We start from the raw sequence: 23,727 nt of genomic DNA, 5'->3' as shown, positions 1-23,727 counted from the left end.
CCTCGTTCCATCGTCACCATAACCGCGTTCCCTCGCGTGAGAACCCGCGAATGCCGACTGTGCAGGCGTCACGGCCTCTGCTATCCCGCCCGCATCATGACCGCCCGCGTGACCCGTCCGATTTCGATTAGCCGCCCGGCGTAGCGCCAGGGACGTTCCGTCCCCGTGCCCGCCGGGATCGCAGACCGCGCTTCGCCTCACGGCCCAGACAGCGCCCGCCCGACATCGAACGAACACAGACGAAAAGACCCGACCTCATGGCCGACACTCCCGAATCTCCTTCCGGTCGCGACTACCGCGAGACCGTCTTCCTGCCGGAGACGCCCTTCCCCATGCGCGGCGGCCTGCCGCAGAAGGAACCGCTGATCCTGGAACAGTGGGGCGACCTCTACGGCAAGCTCCGCGCCCAGCGTCAGTCCGAGAGCGCCCCGCTCTACGTCCTCCACGACGGCCCGCCCTACGCCAACGGCGACATCCACATCGGCCACGCCCTGAACAAGACGCTGAAGGACTTCGTGGTCCGCTCGCGCTTCCTGCTCGGCTACGACGTCGACTACGTCCCCGGCTGGGACTGCCACGGCCTGCCGATCGAGTGGAAGATCGAGGAGGAGTTCCGCTCCAAGGGCCGCCGCAAGGACGAGGTCTCCAAGGACGAGTTCCGCTCCGCCTGCCGCGCCTACGCCGGCAAATACATCGACCTGCAACGCGACCAGTTCCTGCGCCTGGGCATCGTCGGCGACTTCGCCAACCGCTACGCCACCATGGACTTCAAGTCCGAGGCGGCCATCGTCGCGGAGTTCCACAAGTTCAAGAACTCGGGCCAGCTCTATCGCGGCTCCAAGCCCGTCATGTGGTCGCCGGTCGAGCGCACGGCGCTGGCCGACGCCGAGATCGAGTATCACGACCACGTCTCGCCCACGATCTGGGTGAAGTTCCCGGTCATCGCCGCGTCCGACGACCATGACGACGACCTTCTGGCCTTCCGCAATCCGACGCCGTCGATCGTCATCTGGACGACCACGCCCTGGACCATCCCGGCCAACCGCGCCATCAGCTACGGCCCCGAGATCGCCTATGGCCTGTACGAGGTCACGGCCATGGAGACGGGCCTGGAGTTCGAGCCCTGGGCCGCGCCGGGCGACCGCCTGATCGTCGCCGACAAGCTGGCGGAAGAGGTCTTCAAGGCCGCCAAGATCGCCTCCTGGACCCGCCTGTCGGACCTGAACCCCTCCGGCCTGGAGTGCGCCCACCCGCTGGCCGCGCTCGATCCCGGCTACGGCTTCTCCGTGCCGCTGCTCAGCGGCGACCACGTCACCGACGACGCCGGTACGGGCTTCGTCCACACGGCCCCCGGCCACGGCGCGGACGACTTCGAGGTCTGGAAGGCCCACGGTCATCACGAGGTGCCCGACACCGTCGATCCCGACGGCGCCTACTATCCGGGCGTGCCCCTGTTCGCGGGCCTGAAGGTCCTCGAGACCGAAGGCAAGAAGACCGGCAAGTTCGGCCCCGCCAACGGCGCGGTGATGGAAAAGCTGATCGAGGCGAAAAACCTGCTCGCGCGCGGGCGCCTCGAACACTCCTACCCTCACTCCTGGCGCTCCAAGGCCCCGGTCATCTTCAGGAACACGCCCCAGTGGTTCATCCGCATGGATGAGCCGCTCAAGTCGGGCGACACCCTGCGTGAGACAGCGCTTCAGGCCATCGACGACACCGCCTTCCATCCGGCCGGCGGCAAGAACCGCATCCGCTCGATGGTCGAGGGCCGCCCCGACTGGCTGGTCAGCCGCCAGCGCGCCTGGGGCACGCCGCTCGCCATGTTCATCGACAAACAGACCGGCCAGCCCCTGCATGACGCCGAGGTCGACGCCCGTATCGTCGCGGCCATCGCCGAAGGCGGCGCCGACGTCTGGTTCACCGCGCCTGACGCGGACTTCCTGGGTCAGCACGACCCCGCCCGCTACGAGAAGGTCGAGGACATCCTGGACGTCTGGTTCGACTCCGGATCGACCCACGCCTTCACCCTGGACCCGCGCCTGCCGGAGAACGGCTACGCCGGCAACCTCCCGGCCCACTGGCCCGCCGACCTCTATCTGGAAGGCTCCGACCAGCACCGCGGCTGGTTCCAGTCGTCCCTGCTGGAAGGCTGCGGCACCCGCGGCCGCGCCCCGTTCAAGGCGGTCCTGACCCACGGCTTCACCCTCGACGAGAACGGGGAGAAGATGTCGAAGTCCAAGGGCAACACGACCGATCCCCTGACCATCATCAAGGAATCCGGCGCCGACATCCTGCGTCTGTGGGTCGCCCTGGTCGACTATTCGGACGACCAGCGGATCGGCAAACAGATCCTCCAGACCACGGTCGACGCCTATCGCAAGCTCAGGAACACCGTCCGCTACCTGCTGGGCGCCCTGTCGGACTTCGACGAGGCCGAACGCGTCGCCTACGCCGACATGCCGCCGCTGGAGAAGTTCATCCTGCACCGCCTGTGGGAGCTCGATGGCCAGGTCCGCTCGGCCTACGAAACCTACCGCTTCCAGGACGTCGTCCGTCCGGTGCTGGAGTTCTGCTCCGGCGACCTCTCGGCCCTCTATTTCGACATCCGCAAGGACAGCCTCTACTGCGACCGCCCCGACGCCATCCGTCGTCGCGCGGCCCGCACGGTGATGCACGAGGTCTTCGTCCGCCTCACCGCCTGGCTGGCCCCGCTGACGCCCTTCACGATGGAAGAGGCCTGGACGACCCTCTATCCAGACGCCGGCACAAACTGCGGCCGCGTGATCCCCCAGACGCCGGACGCCTGGCGGAACGCCGAGGAAGCCGCCCGCTGGGCCTCGGTCCAGTCGGTGCTGGAGGTCGTCAACGACGCCCTTGAGGCCGCCCGTCGCGAGAAGACCATCGGCGGGGCGCTCGACGCGTGGCCCACGGTCACCGGCCCCGCCGGTTCGTTCGCGGCCTTCGACGGCCTCGACGCCGCCGAGGTCTTCCGCACCTCGGGCGCCGAACTGGTCGACTCGGACCAGGGGGGCAGCGACGCCATCTCGGTCGCGGTCAACCTCGCCGACTATCCGAAGTGCGCCCGCTCCTGGCGGCGCGTGCCGGACGTCGGCTCGGACGCGGACTATCCGGAACTCTCGGCCCGCGACGCCGACGCCGTCCGGGCGTGGGACGCCACGCACTGACTTCCCTTCTCCCCTTGCGGGAGAAGGTGGCGGGCGAAGCCCGACGGATGAGGGGTACGAAGATACAGATGCGCTGAAACGGACAGGTGCGCCCCGGCGCTACCGCCTTTCACCCCTCATCCGACCTCGCCTGCGGCTCGGCCACCTTCTCCCGCAAGGGGAGAAGGATAATTGGCAACGGACACCCGAAATCGCCCAGCGATTTCAACGCCCCGAACTTTTAAGAGCCTCTATCCCTGACACGGCCCAAAACCGTGAGACACTGTCCGTCCCGGTCTTTCACATCGTCGTCCCCATCCGAACGCTTCGGACTCTTCGGACGCTTCGGACGGTGTTTTGGAGTCCGGCTCAGGCCGCCTCGGCCATCGCCATCGCGGCCTTGCGCTGTTCCGCCCACGGGATCAGCGTCGACTTCGGCCAGGCCACCAGCCACGAGCTCGGCGTATACTCCCCGCTCTCGATCATGGCCTTGCGCGTCGGCGACGACGCACTGGCCCGCTCCGAATGGATCGGCGCCGGCCCCTGGTGAATGATGAAGGCCCCGCCCTTCAGCGGGTTCAGACGCAGATAGGCCAGACGCGGCGAAATCGTTTCCAGCGGCGGGTCGTAGAACCAGCTCGACCCGATCATCCCGGCCAGCTCCGGCCGTGTCTTGCAGATCGCCGCCGCGGTGGCCCAGGCGCGGTCCCAGCCGGCCTCGTTGAAATCGGCCAGCTGGCGGCTCTCGGTGTGAACCTCCAGCCAGGGCTTCTTCCACCCCTGCGCCTTCACATAGCTGACCAGTTGCGACCAGCCGTGACCCTCGCGCCCGTTCCGCACCACCTGCCCCGGCCCCATGGGCGAGGACAGGTCGATGGTCTGGGTCAAGGCCCCCGGCACGCTGAGCACCAGCGCCATCCGCACATCCTTGGCCCAGTGATCCGGGTCATAGGCCGCATCCGTGTCGGCGGCCGCCGTCAGGAACTCGGCCATCTTGTCCATCCAGTAGGGATAGAGCTCCATCACCTCGCCCGGCAGGGCGGCCTGCTTGGCCCGCCCCGGCAGCTCCAGCGCCCAGGTCGCGACCAGGGCCCGGCGCATGGCGTCGGTGGCGCCGTCCCCCAGCGCCTTGTCGGCGGCATGGGCGGGAAGGTCGAAATTCCAGTGGGGCGCCGAGGCGACCGCCGGATCCACGGCCTCCACCGAGGCGATATCGACCCGCGTCCGCTCGTCGGCGGAGAGGCGGTTGCGGACGGCCTTGAAGGCCTCGATCTGGGTCAGGCTCAGCGTTTCCATGGCCGAACAGTGGCACACGGAGATTAACGTCTCCTCCCCGTGCGAAGCATGGGGAGGAGACGCCGTCGCCGACAATCGCTAAACCGCCCGCAACACCTATATGGAGCCTGAAATGTCCATCAACGCCCGCCTGACCGAACTCGGCATCGACCTGCCCGCCCCCGCCGGGGCCGTCGCCAACTACGTCCCGTTCGTCCGCACCGGCAATCTGGTCCACATCTCCGGCCAGCTGTCGAACGACGCCTCGGGCGGCCTGAAGGGCACGGTCGGCGAGGACGTCACCCCGGAACAGGCCGCCGCCGGCGCCCGCCTCTGCGGCATCAATCTGATCGCCCAGCTCAACGCCGCCCTGGACGGCGACCTGGACCGCGTCGTCCGCGTCGTGAAGCTCGGCGGCTTCGTCCAGGCCGGCCCCGGCTTCACCGCCATCCCGGCCGTCATCAACGGCTGCTCGGACCTGATGGTCGAGGTGTTCGGCGACGCCGGCCGCCACGCCCGCTCGGCCGTCGGCGTCTACCAGCTGCCCCTCGGCTTCGCCGTCGAGGTGGACGCCATCGTCGAGGTGCGGTGAGCGAAGCCCGCGACATGACCCTTCTCCCCTCGGGGGAGAAGGTGGCTCGCGAAGCGAGACGGATGAGGGGGCTGCGTCCGCGCGCCCCCTCCATCCGATCTGCCAAACGGAACCAGCCCCCTCATCCGAGCCCTTCGGGCCCACCTTCTCCCCCGAGGGGAGAAGGATGACGGAAGACTTCACCCTCCAGATCCATGACACCCTCGCCTCCATCGGGCGCGAGGCCTGGGACGCCTGCGCCGCGCCGACCGGCGATCCCTTCGTCAGCTTCGACTTCCTGAACGCCTGCGAGGCCTCCGGTAGCGCGGTCGCCAAGGAAGGCTGGGGCCCGCGCCACCTGACCCTGCGCGGTCCCGACGATGCGGTCCTCGGCTGCATGCCCCTCTATCTGAAGGGCCACAGCCAGGGCGAATACGTCTTCGACCACTCCTGGGCCGACGCCTACCAGCGGGCGGGCGGCCGCTACTATCCAAAGCTCCTCGGCGCCGTCCCCTTCACCCCCGCCACCGGCCCGCGCTTCCTGCATCATCCGGACACGGACGAAGCCACCGTCCGCGCCGCCCTGATCCAGGGCGCACTGACCCTGACCGAGCGGATGGGCGTCTCCTCCCTGCATGTGAACTTCCCGACCGAGCCCGAATGGACCGCCATGGGCGAGGCCGGCCTGCTGCGCCGTCAGGACATGCAGTTCATCTGGAGGAACGACGGCTACCAGACCTTCGACGACTTCCTCGCCGCCCTGTCCTCCAACCGCCGCAAGACGATCCGTAGGGAACGCCGAGACGCGCAAGCCGGGCTGAGTATCCGCGTCCTGACCGGCGCCGACATCACCGAGGCCCACTGGGACGCCTTCTTCGAGTTCTACATGGACACGGGCTCCCGCAAATGGGGCCGCCCCTATCTGACGCGCGAGTTCTTCAGCCTGGTCGGCGAGACCATGGCCGACCGCATCGCCCTGGTCATGGCCTTCCGCGACGAAGTCCCCATCGCCGGCGCCCTCAACTTCATCGGCCGCGATGCGCTGTACGGCCGTCAGTGGGGCGCGCTGGATGAGGTCCCCTTCCTCCATTTCGAGCTCTGCTACTACCAGGCCATCGACTTCGCGATCGCCCACGGCCTCTCCCGCGTAGAGGCGGGCGCGCAGGGCGAGCACAAGATCGCGCGCGGCTATCTTCCCTCGCCCGTCTACTCCGCTCACTTCATCGCCGACCCGGCCCTGCGCGATCCGGTGGCCCACTACCTGTCCCAGGAACGGCCGGGCGTCGCCGCCGAGATCGCGGCCATGACAGAAGAACTGTCCCCGTACAGATCGACCTGATTGCAAAGCGTCGCGGTGCGGCGTTTTATCGCGAAATTCTGATTTCCCCCGGAGCGCCCATGTCTCGTCTGCTGATCCTTCTGGCCGCGGCCGCCCTCACCGCGCCCCTGGCCGCCGCGCCCGCCTCAGCCCAGTCCGTCGACCGCGTCGCCGTCAACGGCATCTTGGATCAGGGCCTGAACCACTCCCAGGTTATGCAGACCGCCGCCTATCTGACCGACAACATCGGCGGCCGGATGACCAACTCCCCCGCCATGCGCGAGGCCGAGGCCTGGACCCAGCAGCGCTTCCGCGATTGGGGCCTGTCGAACGTCCGCACCGAGGGCTTCGAGTTCGGTCGCGGCTGGTCGATCGTCCGTTCCAGCGCCCGAATGACCGAGCCCCGCGTCATCGACCTGCGCGCCATCCCCATCGCCTGGACGCCCGGCACCAATGGGACGATCACGGCGGGTGTTGTCGTCGCCCCCATGACCCGCGTCGCCGACTTCGACCGCTATCGCGGCCAGCTGCGCGGCAAGATCGTTCTGGTCACCCAGCCCAACACCGGCTCCGAACCCGCCGAGGCGCCCTTCCTGCGCCTGACCGACGAACAGCTCCGCAGCGGCAACGTCTACCCCCAGCCGCAATACTCGCCCGCCGCCATCGAGCGTCAGCTGGACGCCCCCAACTTCGCCGTCGCCCTGGACGACTTCCTCGCCCAGGAAGGCGCGCTCGCTCTCGTCCGCATGTCCGCCCGTGACGGCGGACTGCTGCACGGCACCGGCTCGGGCTTCCGCGTCGGCCAGACGCCCAAGGTCCCGGGCATGGAGCTGGCCGCCGAGGACTATCGTCGCCTTGCCCGCCTCGCCCGCACCGACACCCCGCCGACCCTGGAGCTGATGAGCGAGGTCCAGTTCCACGACGACGACATCAACGCCTACAACGTCCTGGCCGATATTCCGGGTACGGATCGTTCCGGCGAATACGTCATGGCCGGCGCCCACCTGGACAGCTGGGTCGCCTCGGACGGCGCCAGTGACAACGCCGCCGGCAGCGCCGTGGTCATGGAGGCCGCCCGCATCCTGAGGGAGCTGGGCGTCCGCCCGAAACGCACCATCCGCTTCGCCCTGTGGAACGGCGAGGAACAGGGTCTGTGGGGCTCCCTGGCCTATGTCGACCAGCATCTGGCGACCCGCGCCCCCTCGACCGATCCGCGCCTGGCCGGCCAGCCGAACAACCGCACCTGGCGCAACCGCTGGCCGATCCAGCCGCGCGAGGGCCACGGCGATCTGGTCGCCTACTTCAACCTCGACAACGGCTCGGGCAAGATTCGCGGCATCAACGCCGAGGGCAATGTCGCCGCCGTGCCGATCTTCCAGGAGTGGCTGGCCCCGTTCGCCAGCCTGGGCGCCTCGACCGTGTCGCTCCGCACCTCGGGCGGCACCGACCACGTCTACATGCAGACCGTCGGCATCCCCGGCTATCAGTTCATCCAGGACCCGCTGGACTACAACAGCCGCATCCACCACACCTCGATCGACAGCTACGACCACCTGAAGGCCGACGACCTGCGGCAGGCGGCGGTCATCCTGGCCAGCTTCCTGCTGAACGCCGCCAACCGCGACCAGCCCCTGCCCCGCATGCCGATCCCGACCCAGCCGACGCCCAGCGATCCGTTCGAGTATCTGCCGGCCGAATGACCCGGAAAGGCGGAGGCTCCGGCCTCCGCCGCCCTACCGCGGCTCCCTCTGTTGTCGCCGCACGTTGTGAGCCATGCCGTCGGCGACGGCGGAGAGACGCGTGCGTGCATTGGGCGACACCTGCTCGGCGCCGTAGAGACCTCGCAGGAAGGCGCGATCCCAATCCGTCAGACCGCTCGGCGCGCTCTCGGGCCGGGCGAACAGGCTGAGGATGCTGTCGTAAGGGCCGGGATCGACCTCCGGGTTGATCTGGGCCAGGGCGATCATGGCCAGGTAGTCGGCCAGCTGGGTCGCGTCGATACCGAGGATCTGATCCACATCAACGATGATGATGACCTGGGTGAGGTCGTCCCGGACCTCGTTGCGGAGGCGCGAGGGGGTGACGATGTTGCCCAACATGCCGAGATCGGTCGGTGAGCGGATGACCTCGGGCGTTCCGACCGGCAACTGGCCCGGCAGGTGCCGGTTGATGATCCCCGTCTCTGCGTTGACGGTCACCGTGTTCTGCCACCAACGCACCGGCTGATCGGACACCAGGAAGTCCGCCAGGGCCTGGTCGCCCAGATCGGAGTCCGGCAACCCTATCCGAAAGCGCCGCCCCTTGGTTCTCACCAGTGTCTGCGTGGCGAGATCGGCATCCTCGGCGAAGAGGACGAAGGCGCGCGGCTGACATCCGGGACGCCCGAGTTGCAGCCCCAGATCCGACGCGACCGCCGAAATGCGGTCGACGATGTGGGTCGCCGCCTCGCGCCTCAGGCCGCCCACGCCGACGCAGAACCGTCGCCTCCAGGTCGCCGCCCCACGCCCAGTCGTGGGCGCGGAGACGCGCCCCACGAAATCTGTGGTCGCCTGCGAAAGAGGACGACCCAAGACCAGTATGTCTTCGACCGTCGTCGCCTGAGAGGGAATTTCGACCTGGTCTTGCGCCTCTGACGGCGGAACCGGAGACGACGCTTGCAGCGCCAGCACGCCAGCACGCCAGCACGCCAGCGAAAAGCCAAGACCAGGACATGACGACCCCACCAGTTGAGTGAATCGAAGAGGCTCAGGCTGTGGCCTCAGCCTTTACCGCTGCGCCCTCTGCTGGTCTCGAACCCGCTGAGCCATGCTGTCGGCGACGGCGGACAGGCGTGCCCGCGGGTTTCGCGCCGTCTGTTCGGCTTGGTACAGGCCTTGAAGGAAGGCGCGGTCCCAGTCTGTCATGCCGGCCGGCGCTGTCTCGGGGTGAGCGAACAGACCCAGGATGCTGTCGTAGGGTCCCGGATCGACGTCGGGGTCGATCTGGGCCAAGGCGACCATGGTCAGGTAATCGGCCAGTCGCGCGAGGTCGATGCCGATCACTCGATCAGAATCGACGATGACGATAACCTGCGCAAGATTGTCGTCCAACGGACCCCTGAGCCGGGAACCTGACACGACCATGCCTTGAGGACCCAGGTCCGACGGTCGCTGTATTTCGCTTGGTCCGGAGAAGGGTGGCGAACCTGGCAAGCGACCCAAGATGCGCCCGGTCTCTGAATTCACCGGCGCGCTGCTTTGCCACCACCGAACCACGTCGTCCGACTGGACGAATTCTTCCAAAGCACGCTGACCACGGTCCGAGCCAGATATCCCAATGCGAAATCGTCTTCCCCGAGCCTCAACCAGCTGTCGGGCTGCTGCATCGGGATCATCAGCGAAGAGAACGAAGATCCGAGGGTCGCAGCCTGGCGGTTCAGCCCGCAACCCCAGACTTTCCGCGGTGCTGGCGATGCGGTCGATCAGATATTCGGCAGCGGTTCGCTCCAGATTGCCGACGCCGACGCAAATCTGATCTCGCCATCTCGCCGGTCCCCGATCTGCCGCTGGGGCCGCTACGCGAAGCACAAAGTCGCTTGTCGCCTCCGACAACCGCCGGCCCATAACGACGACGTCTTCAAGCCGGGCGTCTTCCTCACCGGACAGGACAGCACTCTGGGACGGCGCCGGTGATGCCGATATCTGCAGCGTCAAAAGCCCTGCCAAAACCGAAAGTCCGATCATCTGTATCTCCAAGGGCAATGCAACCGAACGCTACAACGGACCCATCATTCTCTAGAACGTGCCCTGAATTTTCGCGCATGACGTTTATTGCACTACCAATGAGATAGTTTTCACGACACCTCGAAATGGCGACGCTTCGTCGCGTTGGAGGATCAACTGTATGAAAAAGCTGCTTGCCGTTGCCGCTTTCGTTGGCGCGCTTCTCCCCACGACCGTGCATGCTGAACCGAATGAAGCCTGCCTTCTCTGGTCCGGCTGCTACTTCGTGGATGGCCATTGGGTATGCCCTGATCCTCAGACCATGATGGATTGCGTCGAGCCCTAAGAATGGGGTTTTCAATGTCGCCGCTCCCAGCGGGCGGCGACATCCTTATGATCAGTGGCGTTCGCTCCAGCCTGCCTGCGCAGCAATCTCTCGGCTCACGCCCTCTCCCGGCAGACCCTAAGGAACTCGAGCCGGGTCTCCAGCGATCGCCCGGTCCGCGCCTTCAGGTCGGACCTTGCCGTGGCGGGCCACGTCCTTTGGCGGTTAGTCGGCTCCCTCTGGGTCATCCCATATCTCGTCGCCGGACCATGCGACGCGAGACCGCGCATGCGCAAGGCGCTAAGATCGCGAATCCCATGCCCATCCGCCGCCTCCCGCCCGAGACCGTCAACCGCATCGCCGCCGGCGAGGTGGTCGAACGGCCGTCCAGCGCCATCAAGGAGCTGGTCGAGAACGCGCTGGACGCCGGGGCCACACGCATCGAGATCCAGGCGGACGGCGGGGGCCTGTCGCGCATCCTGATCGCCGACGACGGCCACGGCATGGCACCGGATCAGCTGGCCCTGGCCGTCGAACGCCACGCCACGTCCAAGCTGGAACCCGACGACGCCGGCGACGTCGACCTGCTGCGCATCCACACCCTGGGCTTCCGGGGCGAGGCCCTGCCCTCGATCGGCTCGGTCGCTCGCTTGACCATCACCTCGCGCGCGCCCGGCGGCGACGCCCATCAGATCACCGTCGAAGGCGGCGACCAGCGCCCGGTCGCCCCCGCCGGCTTCCCCGGCCCCCACGGCGCCCGCGTCGAGGTCCGCGACCTCTTCTACGCCACCCCGGCCCGGCTGAAGTTCATGAAATCGGAACGCTCCGAGGCCATGGCCATCTCGGAAGAGATCAAGCGCCAGGCCATGGCGCATGAGAGCGTCGCCTTCACCCTGGATCTCGACGGCAAGACCACGCTTCGCCTGCCCGCCGAACACCCCGGCGACGAAGGCCGCCTGAAGCGCTTGGCCGCCCTGCTCGGCCGCGACTTCGAGGCCAACGCCCTCCTGATCGACCAGTCACGCGAGGGCGTCCGCCTCAGCGGTTACGCAGGCCTGCCGACCTATTCGCGCGGCAACGGCGCGCACCAGTATCTGTTCGTCAACGGCCGCCCGGTGCGCGACCGGCTGCTGCAAGGAGCCCTGCGCGGCGCCTATGCCGACTTCCTGGCGAGGGATCGTCATCCGGCGGCGGTGCTGTTCCTCGACATCGATCCCCTGTTCGTCGACGTGAACGTCCACCCGGCCAAGGCCGAGGTTCGCTTCCGCGATCCGGCCCTGGTGCGCGGCCTGATCGTCGGCGCCCTCAGGCACGCCCTGCACGCCGCCGGGCACCGCGCCTCGACGACCGTCGCCGACAATGTGCTGGCCGGCTTCACGGCCCATGCCGGTCCGGCCTTCAGCCCCAGCGCCCAGTCCGCCCAGAGCTTCGCCCCTGCCGCCGGCTACAGCGGCTGGGTCGGCTGGGAGCGTCCCGCCGCCGCCAACCAGGACATCCCGGGCCTCGGCGAACGCACCGCCCGCGTCGAGACACCCGTCCCCGGCTTCGCCGCCTGGCCCGAACACGTCAGCCCCGCCAACACCCCCGATCCGATCGACCAGCCTCTGGGCGCCGCCCGCGCCCAGGTCCACGGCACCTATATCGTCGCCCAGACCCGCGACGGCATCGTCGTCGTCGACCAGCACGCCGCCCACGAACGCCTCGTCTACGAGCGGATGAAGACCCAGATGGCGACGGGCTCGGTCACCCGTCAGGCCCTCCTGACCCCCGAGGTCGTCGAACTGGACCCCGCCGAGGCCGACCGCGTGGTCGCTCGGAGCCAGGAACTGGCCCAGCTCGGCCTGATCGTCGAACCCTTCGGCGGCGGGGCCGTCCTCGTGCGCGAGACGCCCGCCCTTCTCGGCGACACCGACGTCCAGGGCCTGATCCGCGACATCGCCGACGATCTGGCCGAACACGGCGCGGCCCTGGCCCTCAGCGAACGCCTCGCCGAGGTCTGCGGCACCATGGCCTGCCACGGCTCGGTCCGCGCGGGCCGCGTCCTGTCGGCCCCCGAGATGAACGCCCTGCTGCGCCAGATGGAGGCCACCCCCCACTCCGGCCAATGCAACCACGGCCGCCCGACCTATGTGGAGCTGAAGCTCAACGACCTGGAACGGCTGTTCGGGCGGCGATAGGCGGAGATCAGAGTGTATTCCGTCCTCTTCGTCTGCCTCGGCAACATCTGTCGCTCACCCCTCGCGGAGGCCGCCTTCCGCGCCGAGGCCGAGCGCCTCCATCTGGATGTCGTCGCCGACTCCGCCGGCACCGGCGGCTGGCACGCGGGCGATCCGCCGGACCCTCGCGCCCAGACCACCGCCCGCCGCCACGGCACGGACATCTCCGTCTATCGCGGCCGTCAGGTGAAGGCGGACGACTTCCGCCGCTTCACCCACATCGTGGCCATGGACACCGACAACCTGTCGAACCTGCGTCGCCTCGCCCCCTCAGACGCGACCGCCGAGCTCAGCCTGATGCTGGACCACGCCGGACGGCCGGGCCAGTCGGTCGCCGATCCCTACTACGGCGACGACGCCGGCTTCGAAGTCACCTGGAGCGACGTCTCGGCCGGCGCCGCGGGTCTGGCGGCGTCGCTTAAAGGGTGAAGGCTTCCAGCGCCGTCGAGGCATTGCCGCCGGACACCACCGAGCCGCCCGCGATGGCGTAGATCGCATCGCCATAGGCAGCGGCGGCCAGGCCGTGACGCGGCGTCGCCATGTCCGGCCCCCGCCCCCAGCGGTCGGGCATGGGATCGTAGATCCAGGTCTCGACGAAGACGCCCCCGCCGCCGCGCTGGAACCACTCGCCGCCGAACGCGACCAGTCGACCGGCAAGAGCCGCCATGGCCAGACCGCCGCCCACCTGGTTTTGCGCCGCTTCGGACAACGGGATGGGGGCAAGCGTGTCCCAGCGATCCTCGGACGGGGTGTAGCGGTCCAGCCGCCCCGTGCCTCCGCCCGACACCGTCCGACCGCCCGCCACCCAGATCGCGCCCTCCATGGCCGCGGCGGCCGCGCTGTTGCGCGCCATCGGACAGGGGCGGCCCTCCTCCCAGCGGTCGTCGCCGATGCGGTAGATCAGGTGCCGGTCCGTATCGACCTGATCGTTCCAGTTCCCGTTGGCCTCGCCGCCCGGCGTGCGCCCCGTGATCAGGTGCAGGGTCTCGCCCCAGCCCACGCCCACCGCCTCGGCCTGGGGCGACGGCAGGGGCGCGACCTCAGCCCAGTGCGTCCCCTCGCTCAGCACCCAGGCGGTCGTCGTGTTGGTCCACTCCCCGGCCTCGGATCGGGCATAGCCGCCGACGGCGTAGAGATCGACGTCGCCCGCGATCAGCATCGGATGGTGGCGTGGCGCCGGCAGTTTCGGCCCCTCGTCCCAGCGGTCGGCCCAGGGGTCATAGCGGGCCACCCGATCCTCGATGTGCAGCGGGTCGCGCCCATGCGCCACCAGACCGCCGGCCGTGACGATCTTCCCGTCGTGGACGGCGCAATAGATCTCCTGCGCCGGCCAGGGCATGGCCGCCCGCGTGGTCCAGCCCGTCTCCTGGGCGAAGGCGGGAACGGCGGGCGCCAGGAGGGCGGCTCCGGCGGCGGCGAGCAGGCTGCGGCGATCGATCTGGGTCATGGCGACAGCTTGGCTTGAATCTCCGATCCGGGCTATACGGACGGCGTTCAACCCCTCGGGATCGTCCCGACAGGAAGCCTATGTCCGAGATTGTGCGAAAGGCCTGAGGCCTGACAGCACCGACTGTCGAAGCCTCTGATCCACCGTCGGCGTGACTGCGCCGGCGCGAGCCTTCACGACATCACGGACAATCCCAATGAACATCTCCCGTGCGGAGCAGCGGACGCTGCACGCCCTGGCCCAAGGCGGCGGCATCGTGCTCGAACGCGACGCCGACGGCCGTATCCTGGCGGCCGACTGCATCACCCGCGACGGCTATCGACTGGAGGACTGCACGCTCGCGGTCTGGAAGAAGCTGAAGACCAAGGGGCTGATCGTCAGCCGCAACGGCGGTCCCTACCGCGTCAACCGCGAGGGTCTGGCGCGCATGCGCAGCCAGCTCGACAACCGCGTCACCTCACGCGGCTGGTGAGCGCCTGAGGAAGAGGACGCGCGCGGCTCCGTAGTCGCGCGCGTCCAGACGCTCGTAGCCCGGCGTCTCGATCTCCGGCTCGTCGGACCCACGCTCGAAGATCACCAGGGCCTCCGGCTTCAGCCAGTTGCCCTCGATCAATCGCTGCAGCGCCTGTTCGCCCAGACCCTTGCCGTAGGGCGGGTCCAGAAAGGCCATGTCGAACGCCTCCCCGTCCGAGCCCGGCCGCACGCCCAGGTCGGTGGCGCTGCGCCGATGCACCCGCGTCGCCCCCATCAGGCCGTAGGTGTCGGCGTTCTCGCGAATGGCGCCGCGCGCATCGTCGTCGATCTCGACGAACAGGGCGAAGACGGCGCCCCGGCTCATGGCCTCGAACCCCAGCGCCCCCGATCCGGCGAACAGGTCCATCACCCGCGCGCCGTTGAGCGGCTCGGCCCAGGCGGCGTGTTCCAGCACATTGAACACGGCCTGTCGCGCCCGGTCCGACGTGGGGCGCGTGCCCTGTCCCTCCGGAGCCACGATGGCGCGACCCTTAAGCTTTCCGGCGACGATCCTCATGCCCTGCCTCTGGACCGAAACGGCGACGCAATGCAACGGCTTGAGCATGTCGCCTTATGAACGCCTCGTCCGCGCCGTGCCTGCCGCTCTGAAAGAGGCCCGTCGCTCGCCGATGCTCGCCCCACTGACGATCAGTCGTCCGTGGCTGAAGTTCGGAGCCTTCATACTTCTGACCATCGCCGCCTTCTTTGGCGCGGGTCTGGTCTACGGCATCGTCACCCTGATCTTCCCGGACCTCCGAACGATGATGACCGGCGAGTCGAGTCCTCTGCCCGAGACATCCGATCGCCTTCTTCACGAGGGCGCCGAAGCGTTCGGAATGAGCGGCATACTGGGCCTGATGGCGCTGGCCATCCTGTTGCCGGCCATGACGGTCTATGGACAACGCTTCTGCGCCTTCCTGTGGCCGTCACGACGCTTCGACCTCAGCCACTTCTGGGTCGGGGGCCTGACCATGACCTGCCTGGCTGTCATCGCCCTGCCCTGGCACATGTGGCAGGGCGCAGAGTGGGCGCCGCCGATCGCAAACGCCCTCTACGACGACTGGACCAAGCCGGCCTATGTGGTGCTGATGGCGGTCGGTCTGCTGATCGCCGCCGCCGCAGAGGAGATCGTCTTCCGGGGCGTCCTGCTCAGGCTGACGGCCCTGGTCGTGCGCCATCCGCTGCTGATCTGCCTCATCAATGGCTTGGCCTTCTCGGCCCTGCACCTGGACCCGAACCCCGTGGCCTTCGTGGCCCGCATGATGTCCGGCGCGATCTGGACCTGGGCGGCGCTGCGCCTCGGCGGCCTGGAGTTCGCCACGGGCGCCCACCTGGCCCACAACCTCATGATCAGCCTGCTGTGGGCGCCGCTGTCGGAAATCGACGTCGGGGCCGACACGCCATGGACCGCCCTGGCGCCCGAGGTGGTCACGGCCGTTGTCATCGTCCTGATGACGGAGCGTCTGGCGAACCGCTCAGACGCTCCAGACCTGAACGATCTAGCCCCGCGAGGGGCCGCGTGATCCGCCGGGCTTGCCGCCGAAGGGCTTAGCGCCCGGACGACCCGCGCCGCCGCCCGCACGCGGCTTTCCACCCGTCCGTCCCTTGTCCGCATCGCGGGCCCAGGTCGCCGACTTTGGCCCTATGATCTTGTCCTCGCGTGGCTTGAAGGCGCTCTTGGGCCGGTCGTCAGCAGCCGACGCCTCGCCTTCCGGCCGGGCTCGCGGTTTGAAGTTCTTCTTGGGGTGTTCGAACTTCGGCGCGGCCTTGGCCCAGCCGGTCTTCTTGGGCGCCCGTTCGGCGCGAGCCTCACCCTCGACCTGGGCCTCTTCGGCCGCGCGGACGCGGCTGGGTTTGCGCGACGGGTCGGACAGGGCCGAACCCGACTTGCCCGCCACCTTGGGCGCGCTGGTGCGGCGACCGGGGATCGGCGCCGGCGTAGCGACCGTATTGCCCTCGGGCAGGTTCTCCGGCCGGATATGGTGGCCCAGCATCTCGCGGATCACGCGCGGCCCGACCTCTTCCACCGATCCAGTCGGCAGGGTGCCCAGCTGAAACGGCCCATAGGCCAGGCGGATCAGCCGGTTGACGGTCAGGCCGACCGATTCCAGCACCTTCCTGACCTCGCGGTTCTTGCCCTCGGTGATCTGGACGCTGATCCAGAGGTTGGCCGACTGGACGCCGTCCTCGTTGGTCTTGGCCTTGTCGATGGTCGCCTCGACCGGGCCGTAGCGGATGCCGTCGACGGTGACCCCGTCCTTCAGCTTGTCCAGATCGGCCTGGGTGACGCGCCCCCGCGCCCGCGCCCGGTACTGACGCACCAGGGCCGTTTCCGGCAACTCCAGCGCGCGGCTCAGCTCGCCGTCGTTGGTCAGCAGCAAGAGGCCTTCGGTATTGATGTCCAGTCGCCCGACCGAGATCACCCGCGGCAGGCCGCTGGGCAGGGCGTCGAACACGGTCGGCCGTCCCGCCGGATCGTTGTGGGAGGTCAAGAGGCCGACCGGCTTGTTGTAGCGCCAGACGCGCGTGGCCTGGGCCGCCGCGATCGGCTTGCCGTCCACGGTGATGACGTCGTCGCGCGTCACCAGGGTCGCCGGCGTGTCCAGGATGCGGCCGTTCACCGCCACCTTGCCCAGGCCGATCAGACGCTCGACCTCACGCCGCGAGGCGATGCCCGCCCGCGCCATGGCCTTGGCGATCCGCTCGGTGCGTTTCGGTTCGGCCGGAGCCGCGTCCTTGCCCGGCTTGCCCCCGGCCTTGCCGCCGGTCGCCTTGGGGTCCGCCGAATAGCGTTTGCCCTTGATCGGCTTCTCGGGCCGCGCACCCTTGTCCGGCGCATAGGACCGGCCAGTCGAGCCGCGTCCGCCGTCCAGCGACTTCTTGGCGGTTTCGAATTTGGCGGACGCCGAGCCGGGGCGCGCGGCCCCGCTCTTGGGGCGATCGCCGGGCTTGTGGGGGCGCAGCTCTTGACTGGAGCGGGGCTTCTTGTCGTTGTCTTCGGGATGGCGGGCCATGATGAGCGGTTCATGCGCATGGCCTTGGCCCTGGCGCAAGCGGCGGCGGACGCCGGAGAGGTTCCCGTGGGCGCCGTCGTGGTCGATGAATCGACCGGCGAGGTGGTCTCCACCGGCGCCAACGGCCCCGTGGCGGCCCACGATCCCACAGCCCACGCCGAGATCGTGGCCATGCGCGCCGCCGCCGTGGCGACCGGGAATTATCGCCTCACCGGCCTGACCCTCTATGTGACGCTGGAGCCCTGCGCCATGTGCGCGGGCGCCATCAGCCACGCCCGAATCGGCCGCGTCGTCTGGGCCGCCGACGATCCCAAGGGCGGCGCGGTCCTGCACGGCCCGAAACTTTTCGAACAGCCGACCCTGCATCATCGCCCCTCGACCGAGGGCGGTCTTCTGGCCGAAGAGGCCGCCGCCATGCTGCGCGGCTTCTTCCGGGAACGACGCTCATCCAGGCCCGTTAGCCAAGCCTGACCGTATCACGGTAGAGAGTCTGATGCGCCACCTGATCCTGTTCGCCGCCGTCGCCTCGGCCCTGTCCGCCTGTGGAGGTCAGGAGCCGTCCAAGGCCCCGACCGACGGCGAGGCGGTGCGACAGCGCGCCGTGGAGGCCCAGACCGCGCGCCGCCGCACCGGTGCCGAGCTTCAGGACCGCGCCCTGAACCGCGTCATCCGCACCGTCTATCTGTGCGACAACGGCGAGCGCCTGTCGGTCGATTTCGACAATCCGCGCGCCATGGCGACCGTCCGCAACTCCAACGGCGAGGCCGTCGATCTCTATCAGGAGCGCGCCGCCGACGGCATCTGGTACAAGGCCAGCGCCTATGAGCTGCGCGGCAAGGGCATCCTGGCCACCTGGTCCGCCGACGGCCGCCAGCCGACCGACTGCCGCGCCATCGACTAGAATCCCGGCGACTAGGGCCGTTTGGCGATCCAGCCCTCGGCCTTCCAGGCGTTCTCGTCCGGCCAGCTGTCGATCGCGCCCTTCCAGTCGGTTTCCAGAATGCCCGCCGGCTCGATCGGCGCTCCGTCTAGGGTCGCCTCGCAGAACATCCGCACGACCCCGCCCCGCACGGTCGCCTCGAACCGTCGCTCGATCCCGTCCACGATCACGGGGGCGGCGATGACGGTGCTGCGCTTCATCCAGCTGGTCGCCTGGCCGTGGACGACGCCGTCCACCACCATCCGCTCGTTGCCGCGCCCCCAGGCGTCGAAGGCATTGTCGACATGGATGGTGGTCGCGCCGACCCGATAGATCCAGCGCTGCCCCATCAACCTCATGCCGCGCCTTCGGTCTTCAGGAAGGCCCGCAAGCGCGCCACATCGACGTCCTTCTGCACGAAGGCCTCGCCGATCCGTCGCGCGAGGATCAGGGTGATGCCCCCGGCCTCGGCCTTCTTGTCCCCGGCCATCAGGGCGATCAGCCGATCCGCCTCGAACGCCCCGGCCTGATCCAGCCGCGTCGGCAGACCCGCCGCCGCGATCACAGCCTCGACCCGCTGAGCCTCCGCCGCCTCGCACAGCCCCCGCTCCACCGAGAACCGGAACGCCATGCAGCAGCCCAAAGCCACGGCCTCGCCATGCGCCAGCGCCGCCTCCTCGAAGCCCAGTTCGGCCTCGATGGCGTGACCGAACGTGTGGCCGAGGTTCAGCAGGGCGCGTCGCCCTGCCTCCTTCTCGTCCTCGCCGACGACCGCCGACTTGATCTCGACCGAGCGCACCACGGCCCGTTCCAGCGCCGCCGGATCGCCCGTCACGCCCGCCGCGCCATCGGCCGCCAGCCAGTCGAAATAGGCCGCGTCGCAGATCAGACCGTGCTTCAGCACCTCGCCCCAGCCCGACCGCATCTGAACGTCCGGCAGGGTCCCCAGCATGTCGATGTCCGCCAGCACCAGCCTCGGCTGATGGAAGGCCCCCACCAGGTTCTTGCCGCGCGGCGTATCGATCGCCGTCTTCCCGCCCACCGAGGAATCCACCTGCGCCAGCAGGGTCGTCGGAACCTGCACGAAGTCGATCCCGCGCATGTAGAGCGCCGCCGCCAGACCCGCGAGATCGCCGACCACGCCCCCGCCCAGAGCCACGACCACATCCTTGCGATCCAGTCCGGCCGCCAGCAGCCGATCCATCAACCGCTCCAGCTCGGCGAAGGATTTCGAGGCCTCCCCCGGCGGCACGGCCACGATCTCGGACTTCACGCCCGCCGCCTCCAGCGAGGCCTGCAACGTCGCCCCATGGATCGCCGCCACCGTCTCGTCGGAAATGATCACCGTCCGCCCGCGCGCGATCGGCGCGATCCGCGCGCCCGCCTCGGCCAGCAGACCGCGCCCGACCACGACATCATAGGTGGCGAAAGCCCCGCCGGAGACCGGGATAACCGTCATGCCGTCGCTCCCTTGGCCCAGTAGTCATTCAGCGCCGCCACGATGGCGTCCACCGCCTGCCCATGCGCGCCCGCCCCCACGTCGACCGTCACGTCCGCCGTCTCGGCGTAGACGGGGTACCGCACCTCGGCCATCGCCGTCAGGGCGACCAGCGGGTCCTTGCCGCGCAACAGAGGCCGCGTATCCCGCCTCTGCACCCGCTGCGCCACCACCTTCAGGTCGGCCCTCAGCCAGACCGAGGTCGCGTGTTCCTTCATCAGCTCGCGCGTCTCGGGGTTCAGCACCGCCCCGCCCCCGGTCGCCAGCACGATGGGAGGCCCTTCCAGCAGGCGACGCATGACCCGCGCCTCTCCGGCCCGGAACTCGGCCTCGCCCAACTGGGCGAAGATGTCGGACACCGTCATCCGCGCCGCCGACTCGATCGCCTCGTCGCCATCCACGAACGGCAGACCCAGCCGGGCGGCCAGCCTGCGCCCCACCGTCGATTTGCCCACGCCCATCAGACCCACCAGCGCTATGGTGCGGGTCGGCGCGGGAATCGCGGGCGGAACGGCCTCGGTCGAGGCTTCGGCGCTCACGATCGGTCTCGGCGGGAGGAGTTAAGGCACAGCATGGTCGCTTCAGTCTCTACACCAAGCGCCGCGCCTGACCACCGTTCACGCACGGCCTTCTCGCGATGACCACGCCCCAGGTCGAAGCCTTTCTGGAGATGATGGCGGTCGAACGCGACGCCTCGCCCCACACCCTCAGCGCCTACGCCCGCGATCTGGCCGATGCGGAGGCGTCGCTGGGCGCACCCGGCCTGATGGGCGCCGACGAGACGGCGATCGAGGCCTGGTTCGCCTCCCTCTCCACCCGGGGTCTCTCCGCCGCCACCGCCGCCCGCCGCCGCTCGGCGGTGCGCCAGTTCTATCGCTTCGCCCTGGGTGAAGGCTGGCGCACGGACGACCCGTCCCGCCGCCTTGACGCCCCGAAACAGGGCCGCACCCTGCCCCGCACCCTCAGCCGCGAGGAGGTCGTCGCCCTCCTTTCCGCCGCCTCGGCCCGCGAAGGCGCATCGGGTCTGCGCATGATCGCCCTGGTCGAACTGGCCTATGCCTCGGGCCTGCGTGTCTCCGAACTGCTGGCCCTGCGCGTCGAGTCCGTCCGCCGCGATCCCGCCTACCTCATCGTGCGCGGCAAGGGCGGCAAGGAACGCCTCGCCCCCCTCAACGCCTCGGCCCGAGACGCCGTGAAGACCTGGCTGACCGCCCGCGACGGCATTCAGAAGTTGGGCCGCCCGGAAAAGGCCCCCGACAGCCCCTGGCTCTTCCCCTCCGCCACGACCGCCAGCCACCTGACGCCCCGCCGTTTCGCCCAGATGCTGGATCAGGCCGCCATGGACGCGAACATCGACCCCGCCCGCGTCAGCCCCCACGTCCTGCGGCACGCATTCGCCACCCACCTGCTGGAAGGCGGCGCCGACCTCCGCGTCGTCCAGACCCTGCTCGGCCACGCCGACATCGCCACGACCCAGATCTACACCCACGTCGCCACCGACCGCCTGACGAAGGTGGTGCATCAGCACCATCCCTTGGCGAAGGGGGAGTAGGCGCGCATACTCACGCTCATGAGCCAGTCCTTCTACGTCAAGGCGATCTGGGACCCCGAAGCCGAGGTCTGGACCAGCCAGTCCAACATCCAGGGCCTGGTGATCGAGACGGCGACGCTGGCCGAGTTCGAATCTTTGGCGAAACATTTCGCCCCGGAGCTTCTGGCGGAAAATCTGGGACTGTCCGGCGAAGTGCCCGTCCGCTTTGAGGCCGAAGGCGGCTTCAACGTTCTCGCGGCCTGACCGCTGCCGAAGGACTTCTATCCTGAACTGACCGCCCTCCTCTTCGCCGCTGGCTGGCGGCGCGCGGAAAACGCCAAGGGCAGTCACGAGAAATGGCGTCATCCGGACAAGACCCACGCCGTCATCGTCGCCCGCTCCAAGAGCCGCCACACCGCGAACGAGACATTGAAACAGGCCGGTCTGCCCAAGGCGTTCTGATCGCCTTGATCCCGCCAACACCCTCCCCTAGCCTTTGACGCTCACCTCCAGACGAAGGCCCGCGCCGACCATGTGATCCCCTCCCGACCGCAACCGCCCTCCACAGCCTTGCATCGGGAAAGCCATGTCCGCCTCCATCGTCCTGCACGATCTCGCCTGGGCGCCGCCCGGCGGATCGCCTCTCTTCTCCGACCTCGACCTCGCCTTCGGGCCTGAACGCACCGGCCTCGTCGGTCGCAACGGCGTGGGCAAGACCACCCTTCTGCGCCTGATCGACGGCCGCCTGACGCCGCAGGCGGGCAGCGTGACCGTCCACGGCCGCCTCGCCGTCCTGCGCCAGATCGTTCAGGTCGACGAGACCGAGACCGTCGCCGACCTGTTCGAGGCCCGCGACGCCCTCGCCGTCCTCGCCCGCGCCGAAGCCGGTGAGGCCGACGCCGACGATCTGGCCCAGGCCGACTGGATGCTGCCCTCCCGGCTGGAGGCGGCGTTGGCCCATCTGCGCCTGAACGTCACCCCCGAAACCCGCCTCGCGACCCTGTCCGGCGGCCAGCGCACCCGCGCCGGTCTCGCCGCCCTGCTGTTCGCCGAGCCCGACTGGCTGATCCTCGACGAGCCCACCAACAACCTCGACCGCGAGGGGCGTCAGGCCGTCATCGACCTGCTGGCCGAATGGCGATCCGGCGCCGTCGTCGTCAGCCACGACCGCGAACTCTTGGAGACGATGGACGCCATCGTCGAACTGACCACCCTCGGCGCCACCCGCTACGGCGGGAACTGGTCCGCCTACCGCTCCCGCAAGGCCCTCGAACTCGACGCCGCCCGGCGCGATCTCGCCGACGCCGACAAACGCCTCAACGACCTCGCCCGCACGGCCCAACAGACCGCCGAACGCAAGGCCCGCTCCGACAAGGCCGGTCGCGCCGTCGCCGCGCGCGGGGATCAGCCCAAGATCCTGCTCGGCATGCGAAAGGACCGCGCCGAGGACACCGGCGGCGAACAGGCCCGCCTCGCCGAACGCCGCCGCGAACAGGCCGAGGGCGCGGCGACGGCCGCCCGCGAACGCATCGAAATCCTCCAGCCCCTGACCGTCACCCTGCCCCCGACCGGCCTGCCCATCGGCCGCGAGGTCCTGACGCTGGAGGCAGTCACCGCCGGCTACCGCCCCGACCGCCCCGTCCTGACCGACCTGTCCCTCCGCATCGCCGGCCCCGAACGCATCGCCCTCACCGGCCCGAACGGGTCCGGCAAGACCACCCTGCTCGGCCTGATCACCGGCGCCCTGACGCCGACTTCCGGCTCGGTCCGCCGCCCCGTCCCCTTCGCCATGCTGGACCAGCAGGTCGCCGTCCTCGACCCGGCTCTGTCCATCCGCGACAATTTCCGCCGCCTCCACCCCGAGGTGGACGAGAACGCCTGCCGCGCCGCCCTCGCCCGCTTCATGTTTCGCGCCGACGCCGCACTCCGGATCGTCGGCGATCTGTCCGGCGGACAACGCCTCCGCGCCGGCCTCGCCTGCGTCCTCGGAGGCCCCACGCCCCCGCCCTTCCTGATCCTGGACGAACCCACCAACCACCTCGACATCGATTCGATCGAGGCGGTGGAGGCGGGCCTTCGCGCCTACGACGGCGCCCTTCTGATCGTCAGCCACGACGAGGCCTTCCTTGAGGCCGTCCACATCGAACGGCGCATCGCGCTAAAGCCGCCTGAACCGCCGCTTGCCCCCGCGCGTTGACCTCTCTAGGTTCCGCCGCCTTGCGACTGGGCCTTTTCGCC

General features: G+C 69.1%; 23 protein-coding genes. 14 read left to right on the top strand and 9 right to left on the bottom strand.

Translation table 11 applies throughout. The features are described from left to right. Positions 1 to 257: 257 nt before the first annotated feature. Positions 258 to 3,182: an isoleucine--tRNA ligase gene (gene ileS, locus ACETK8_RS08755; protein WP_374039115.1), complete on the top strand. Its 2,925-nt coding sequence runs from the start codon at positions 258 to 260 to the stop codon at positions 3,180 to 3,182. A gap of 348 nt (positions 3,183 to 3,530) precedes the next feature. Here ileS and ACETK8_RS08750 read toward each other — a convergent pair whose 3' ends face one another. After that, positions 3,531 to 4,457, bottom strand: coding sequence for a hypothetical protein (locus tag ACETK8_RS08750; RefSeq protein ID WP_374039114.1), 927 nt, complete (start codon positions 4,455 to 4,457; stop codon positions 3,531 to 3,533). Positions 4,458 to 4,569: 112 nt separating this feature from the next. On the opposite strand from ACETK8_RS08750, the gene ACETK8_RS08745 reads away from it, so the two are divergent. From ACETK8_RS08745 to ACETK8_RS08735, 3 genes are all read left to right on the top strand, one after another. After that, positions 4,570 to 5,028 carry a RidA family protein gene (locus ACETK8_RS08745; protein ID WP_374039113.1) on the top strand — a complete coding sequence of 153 codons (459 nt, stop codon included), beginning with the start codon at positions 4,570 to 4,572 and terminating at the stop codon, positions 5,026 to 5,028. Positions 5,029 to 5,194: 166 nt separating this feature from the next. Further along, positions 5,195 to 6,346, top strand: coding sequence for a GNAT family N-acetyltransferase (locus ACETK8_RS08740; protein WP_374039112.1), 1,152 nt, complete (start codon positions 5,195 to 5,197; stop codon positions 6,344 to 6,346). A 59-nt stretch (positions 6,347 to 6,405) separates the two neighbouring features. Further along, positions 6,406 to 8,025, top strand: coding sequence for a M20/M25/M40 family metallo-hydrolase (locus tag ACETK8_RS08735; protein ID WP_374039111.1), 1,620 nt, complete (start codon positions 6,406 to 6,408; stop codon positions 8,023 to 8,025). Positions 8,026 to 8,058: 33 nt separating this feature from the next. Here ACETK8_RS08735 and ACETK8_RS08730 read toward each other — a convergent pair whose 3' ends face one another. Next, entirely contained in the window at positions 8,059 to 8,859 is an 801-nt protein-coding gene (locus ACETK8_RS08730) for a hypothetical protein (protein WP_374039110.1), read from the bottom strand. Between the two features lie 231 nt (positions 8,860 to 9,090). Then, complete coding sequence (locus tag ACETK8_RS08725) at positions 9,091 to 10,047, bottom strand: hypothetical protein (protein WP_374039109.1); 957 nt, start codon at positions 10,045 to 10,047, stop codon at positions 9,091 to 9,093. A 621-nt stretch (positions 10,048 to 10,668) separates the two neighbouring features. Here ACETK8_RS08725 and mutL point away from each other — a divergent pair. Both mutL and ACETK8_RS08715 read left to right on the top strand, forming a co-directional pair. Next, positions 10,669 to 12,528, top strand: coding sequence for a DNA mismatch repair endonuclease MutL (gene mutL, locus ACETK8_RS08720; RefSeq protein WP_374039108.1), 1,860 nt, complete (start codon positions 10,669 to 10,671; stop codon positions 12,526 to 12,528). 12 nt (positions 12,529 to 12,540) lie between these two features. After that, entirely contained in the window at positions 12,541 to 12,996 is a 456-nt protein-coding gene (locus ACETK8_RS08715; protein WP_374039107.1) for a low molecular weight protein-tyrosine-phosphatase, read from the top strand. On the opposite strand, the gene ACETK8_RS08710 is transcribed toward ACETK8_RS08715, so the two are convergent. Beyond that, a complete protein-coding gene (locus ACETK8_RS08710) occupies positions 12,986 to 14,014 on the bottom strand; it encodes a Kelch repeat-containing protein (protein ID WP_374039106.1) in 1,029 nt (342 codons plus the stop codon). The two genes, ACETK8_RS08715 and ACETK8_RS08710, sit on opposite strands and share 11 nt — an antisense overlap. A gap of 196 nt (positions 14,015 to 14,210) precedes the next feature. On the opposite strand from ACETK8_RS08710, the gene ACETK8_RS08705 reads away from it, so the two are divergent. After that, on the top strand, positions 14,211 to 14,486 hold the full coding sequence (locus ACETK8_RS08705; RefSeq protein WP_374039105.1) for a YjhX family toxin: 276 nt from the start codon (positions 14,211 to 14,213) through the stop codon (positions 14,484 to 14,486). Here ACETK8_RS08705 and rsmD read toward each other — a convergent pair. Then, a complete protein-coding gene (gene rsmD, locus ACETK8_RS08700) occupies positions 14,472 to 15,044 on the bottom strand; it encodes a 16S rRNA (guanine(966)-N(2))-methyltransferase RsmD (protein ID WP_374039104.1) in 573 nt (190 codons plus the stop codon). The genes ACETK8_RS08705 and rsmD overlap by 15 nt on opposite strands. A gap of 112 nt (positions 15,045 to 15,156) precedes the next feature. Between rsmD and ACETK8_RS08695 the strand changes: the two genes are divergently transcribed. Continuing rightward, positions 15,157 to 16,050 carry a CPBP family intramembrane glutamic endopeptidase gene (locus ACETK8_RS08695; protein ID WP_374039103.1) on the top strand — a complete coding sequence of 298 codons (894 nt, stop codon included), beginning with the start codon at positions 15,157 to 15,159 and terminating at the stop codon, positions 16,048 to 16,050. Here the strand turns inward: ACETK8_RS08695 and ACETK8_RS08690 are convergent. Beyond that, the gene (locus ACETK8_RS08690) at positions 16,027 to 17,541 is read right to left on the bottom strand and encodes a pseudouridine synthase (RefSeq protein ID WP_374039102.1); all 1,515 of its coding nucleotides are present in this window, start codon (positions 17,539 to 17,541) and stop codon (positions 16,027 to 16,029) included. The genes ACETK8_RS08695 and ACETK8_RS08690 overlap by 24 nt on opposite strands. Positions 17,542 to 17,553: 12 nt before the next feature. Between ACETK8_RS08690 and tadA the strand changes: the two genes are divergently transcribed. Both tadA and ACETK8_RS08680 read left to right on the top strand, forming a co-directional pair. Continuing rightward, positions 17,554 to 18,012: a tRNA adenosine(34) deaminase TadA gene (gene tadA, locus ACETK8_RS08685; RefSeq protein WP_374039101.1), complete on the top strand. Its 459-nt coding sequence runs from the start codon at positions 17,554 to 17,556 to the stop codon at positions 18,010 to 18,012. Positions 18,013 to 18,034: 22 nt separating this feature from the next. Further along, positions 18,035 to 18,442: an MliC family protein gene (locus tag ACETK8_RS08680; protein ID WP_374039100.1), complete on the top strand. Its 408-nt coding sequence runs from the start codon at positions 18,035 to 18,037 to the stop codon at positions 18,440 to 18,442. Between the two features lie 11 nt (positions 18,443 to 18,453). On the opposite strand, the gene ACETK8_RS08675 is transcribed toward ACETK8_RS08680, so the two are convergent. From ACETK8_RS08675 to ACETK8_RS08665, 3 genes are read right to left on the bottom strand one after another with little or no spacing between them, the layout of a single operon-like run. After that, entirely contained in the window at positions 18,454 to 18,819 is a 366-nt protein-coding gene (locus ACETK8_RS08675) for a hypothetical protein (protein ID WP_374039099.1), read from the bottom strand. After that, positions 18,816 to 19,919 (bottom strand): 3-dehydroquinate synthase, encoded by a 1,104-nt coding sequence (gene aroB, locus ACETK8_RS08670; RefSeq protein ID WP_374039098.1) that lies wholly within the window; start codon positions 19,917 to 19,919, stop codon positions 18,816 to 18,818. Before aroB ends, ACETK8_RS08675 begins: the two co-directional genes overlap by 4 nt. Continuing rightward, on the bottom strand, positions 19,916 to 20,419 hold the full coding sequence (locus ACETK8_RS08665; RefSeq protein ID WP_374039376.1) for a shikimate kinase: 504 nt from the start codon (positions 20,417 to 20,419) through the stop codon (positions 19,916 to 19,918). Before ACETK8_RS08665 ends, aroB begins: the two co-directional genes overlap by 4 nt. Positions 20,420 to 20,595: 176 nt before the next feature. On the opposite strand from ACETK8_RS08665, the gene ACETK8_RS08660 reads away from it, so the two are divergent. The 4 genes from ACETK8_RS08660 to ACETK8_RS08645 all read left to right on the top strand — a co-directional run bounded on the left by ACETK8_RS08660 (position 20,596) and on the right by ACETK8_RS08645 (position 23,686). After that, positions 20,596 to 21,510 (top strand): tyrosine recombinase, encoded by a 915-nt coding sequence (locus ACETK8_RS08660; protein ID WP_374039097.1) that lies wholly within the window; start codon positions 20,596 to 20,598, stop codon positions 21,508 to 21,510. Positions 21,511 to 21,528: 18 nt separating this feature from the next. Beyond that, the gene (locus ACETK8_RS08655) at positions 21,529 to 21,753 is read left to right on the top strand and encodes a DUF1902 domain-containing protein (RefSeq protein WP_374039096.1); all 225 of its coding nucleotides are present in this window, start codon (positions 21,529 to 21,531) and stop codon (positions 21,751 to 21,753) included. 3 nt (positions 21,754 to 21,756) lie between these two features. Continuing rightward, positions 21,757 to 21,951 (top strand): type II toxin-antitoxin system HicA family toxin, encoded by a 195-nt coding sequence (locus ACETK8_RS08650; RefSeq protein WP_374039375.1) that lies wholly within the window; start codon positions 21,757 to 21,759, stop codon positions 21,949 to 21,951. 124 nt (positions 21,952 to 22,075) lie between these two features. Next, positions 22,076 to 23,686, top strand: a complete 1,611-nt coding sequence (locus ACETK8_RS08645) for an ABC-F family ATP-binding cassette domain-containing protein (protein WP_374039095.1) — start codon at positions 22,076 to 22,078, stop codon at positions 23,684 to 23,686. Positions 23,687 to 23,727: the final 41 nt, after the last annotated feature.

It is taken from the genome of Brevundimonas staleyi (assembly GCF_041893865.1).
GTDB lineage: Bacteria > Pseudomonadota > Alphaproteobacteria > Caulobacterales > Caulobacteraceae > Brevundimonas > Brevundimonas staleyi.
This window is presented reverse-complemented; position numbering and strand designations above follow the sequence as displayed.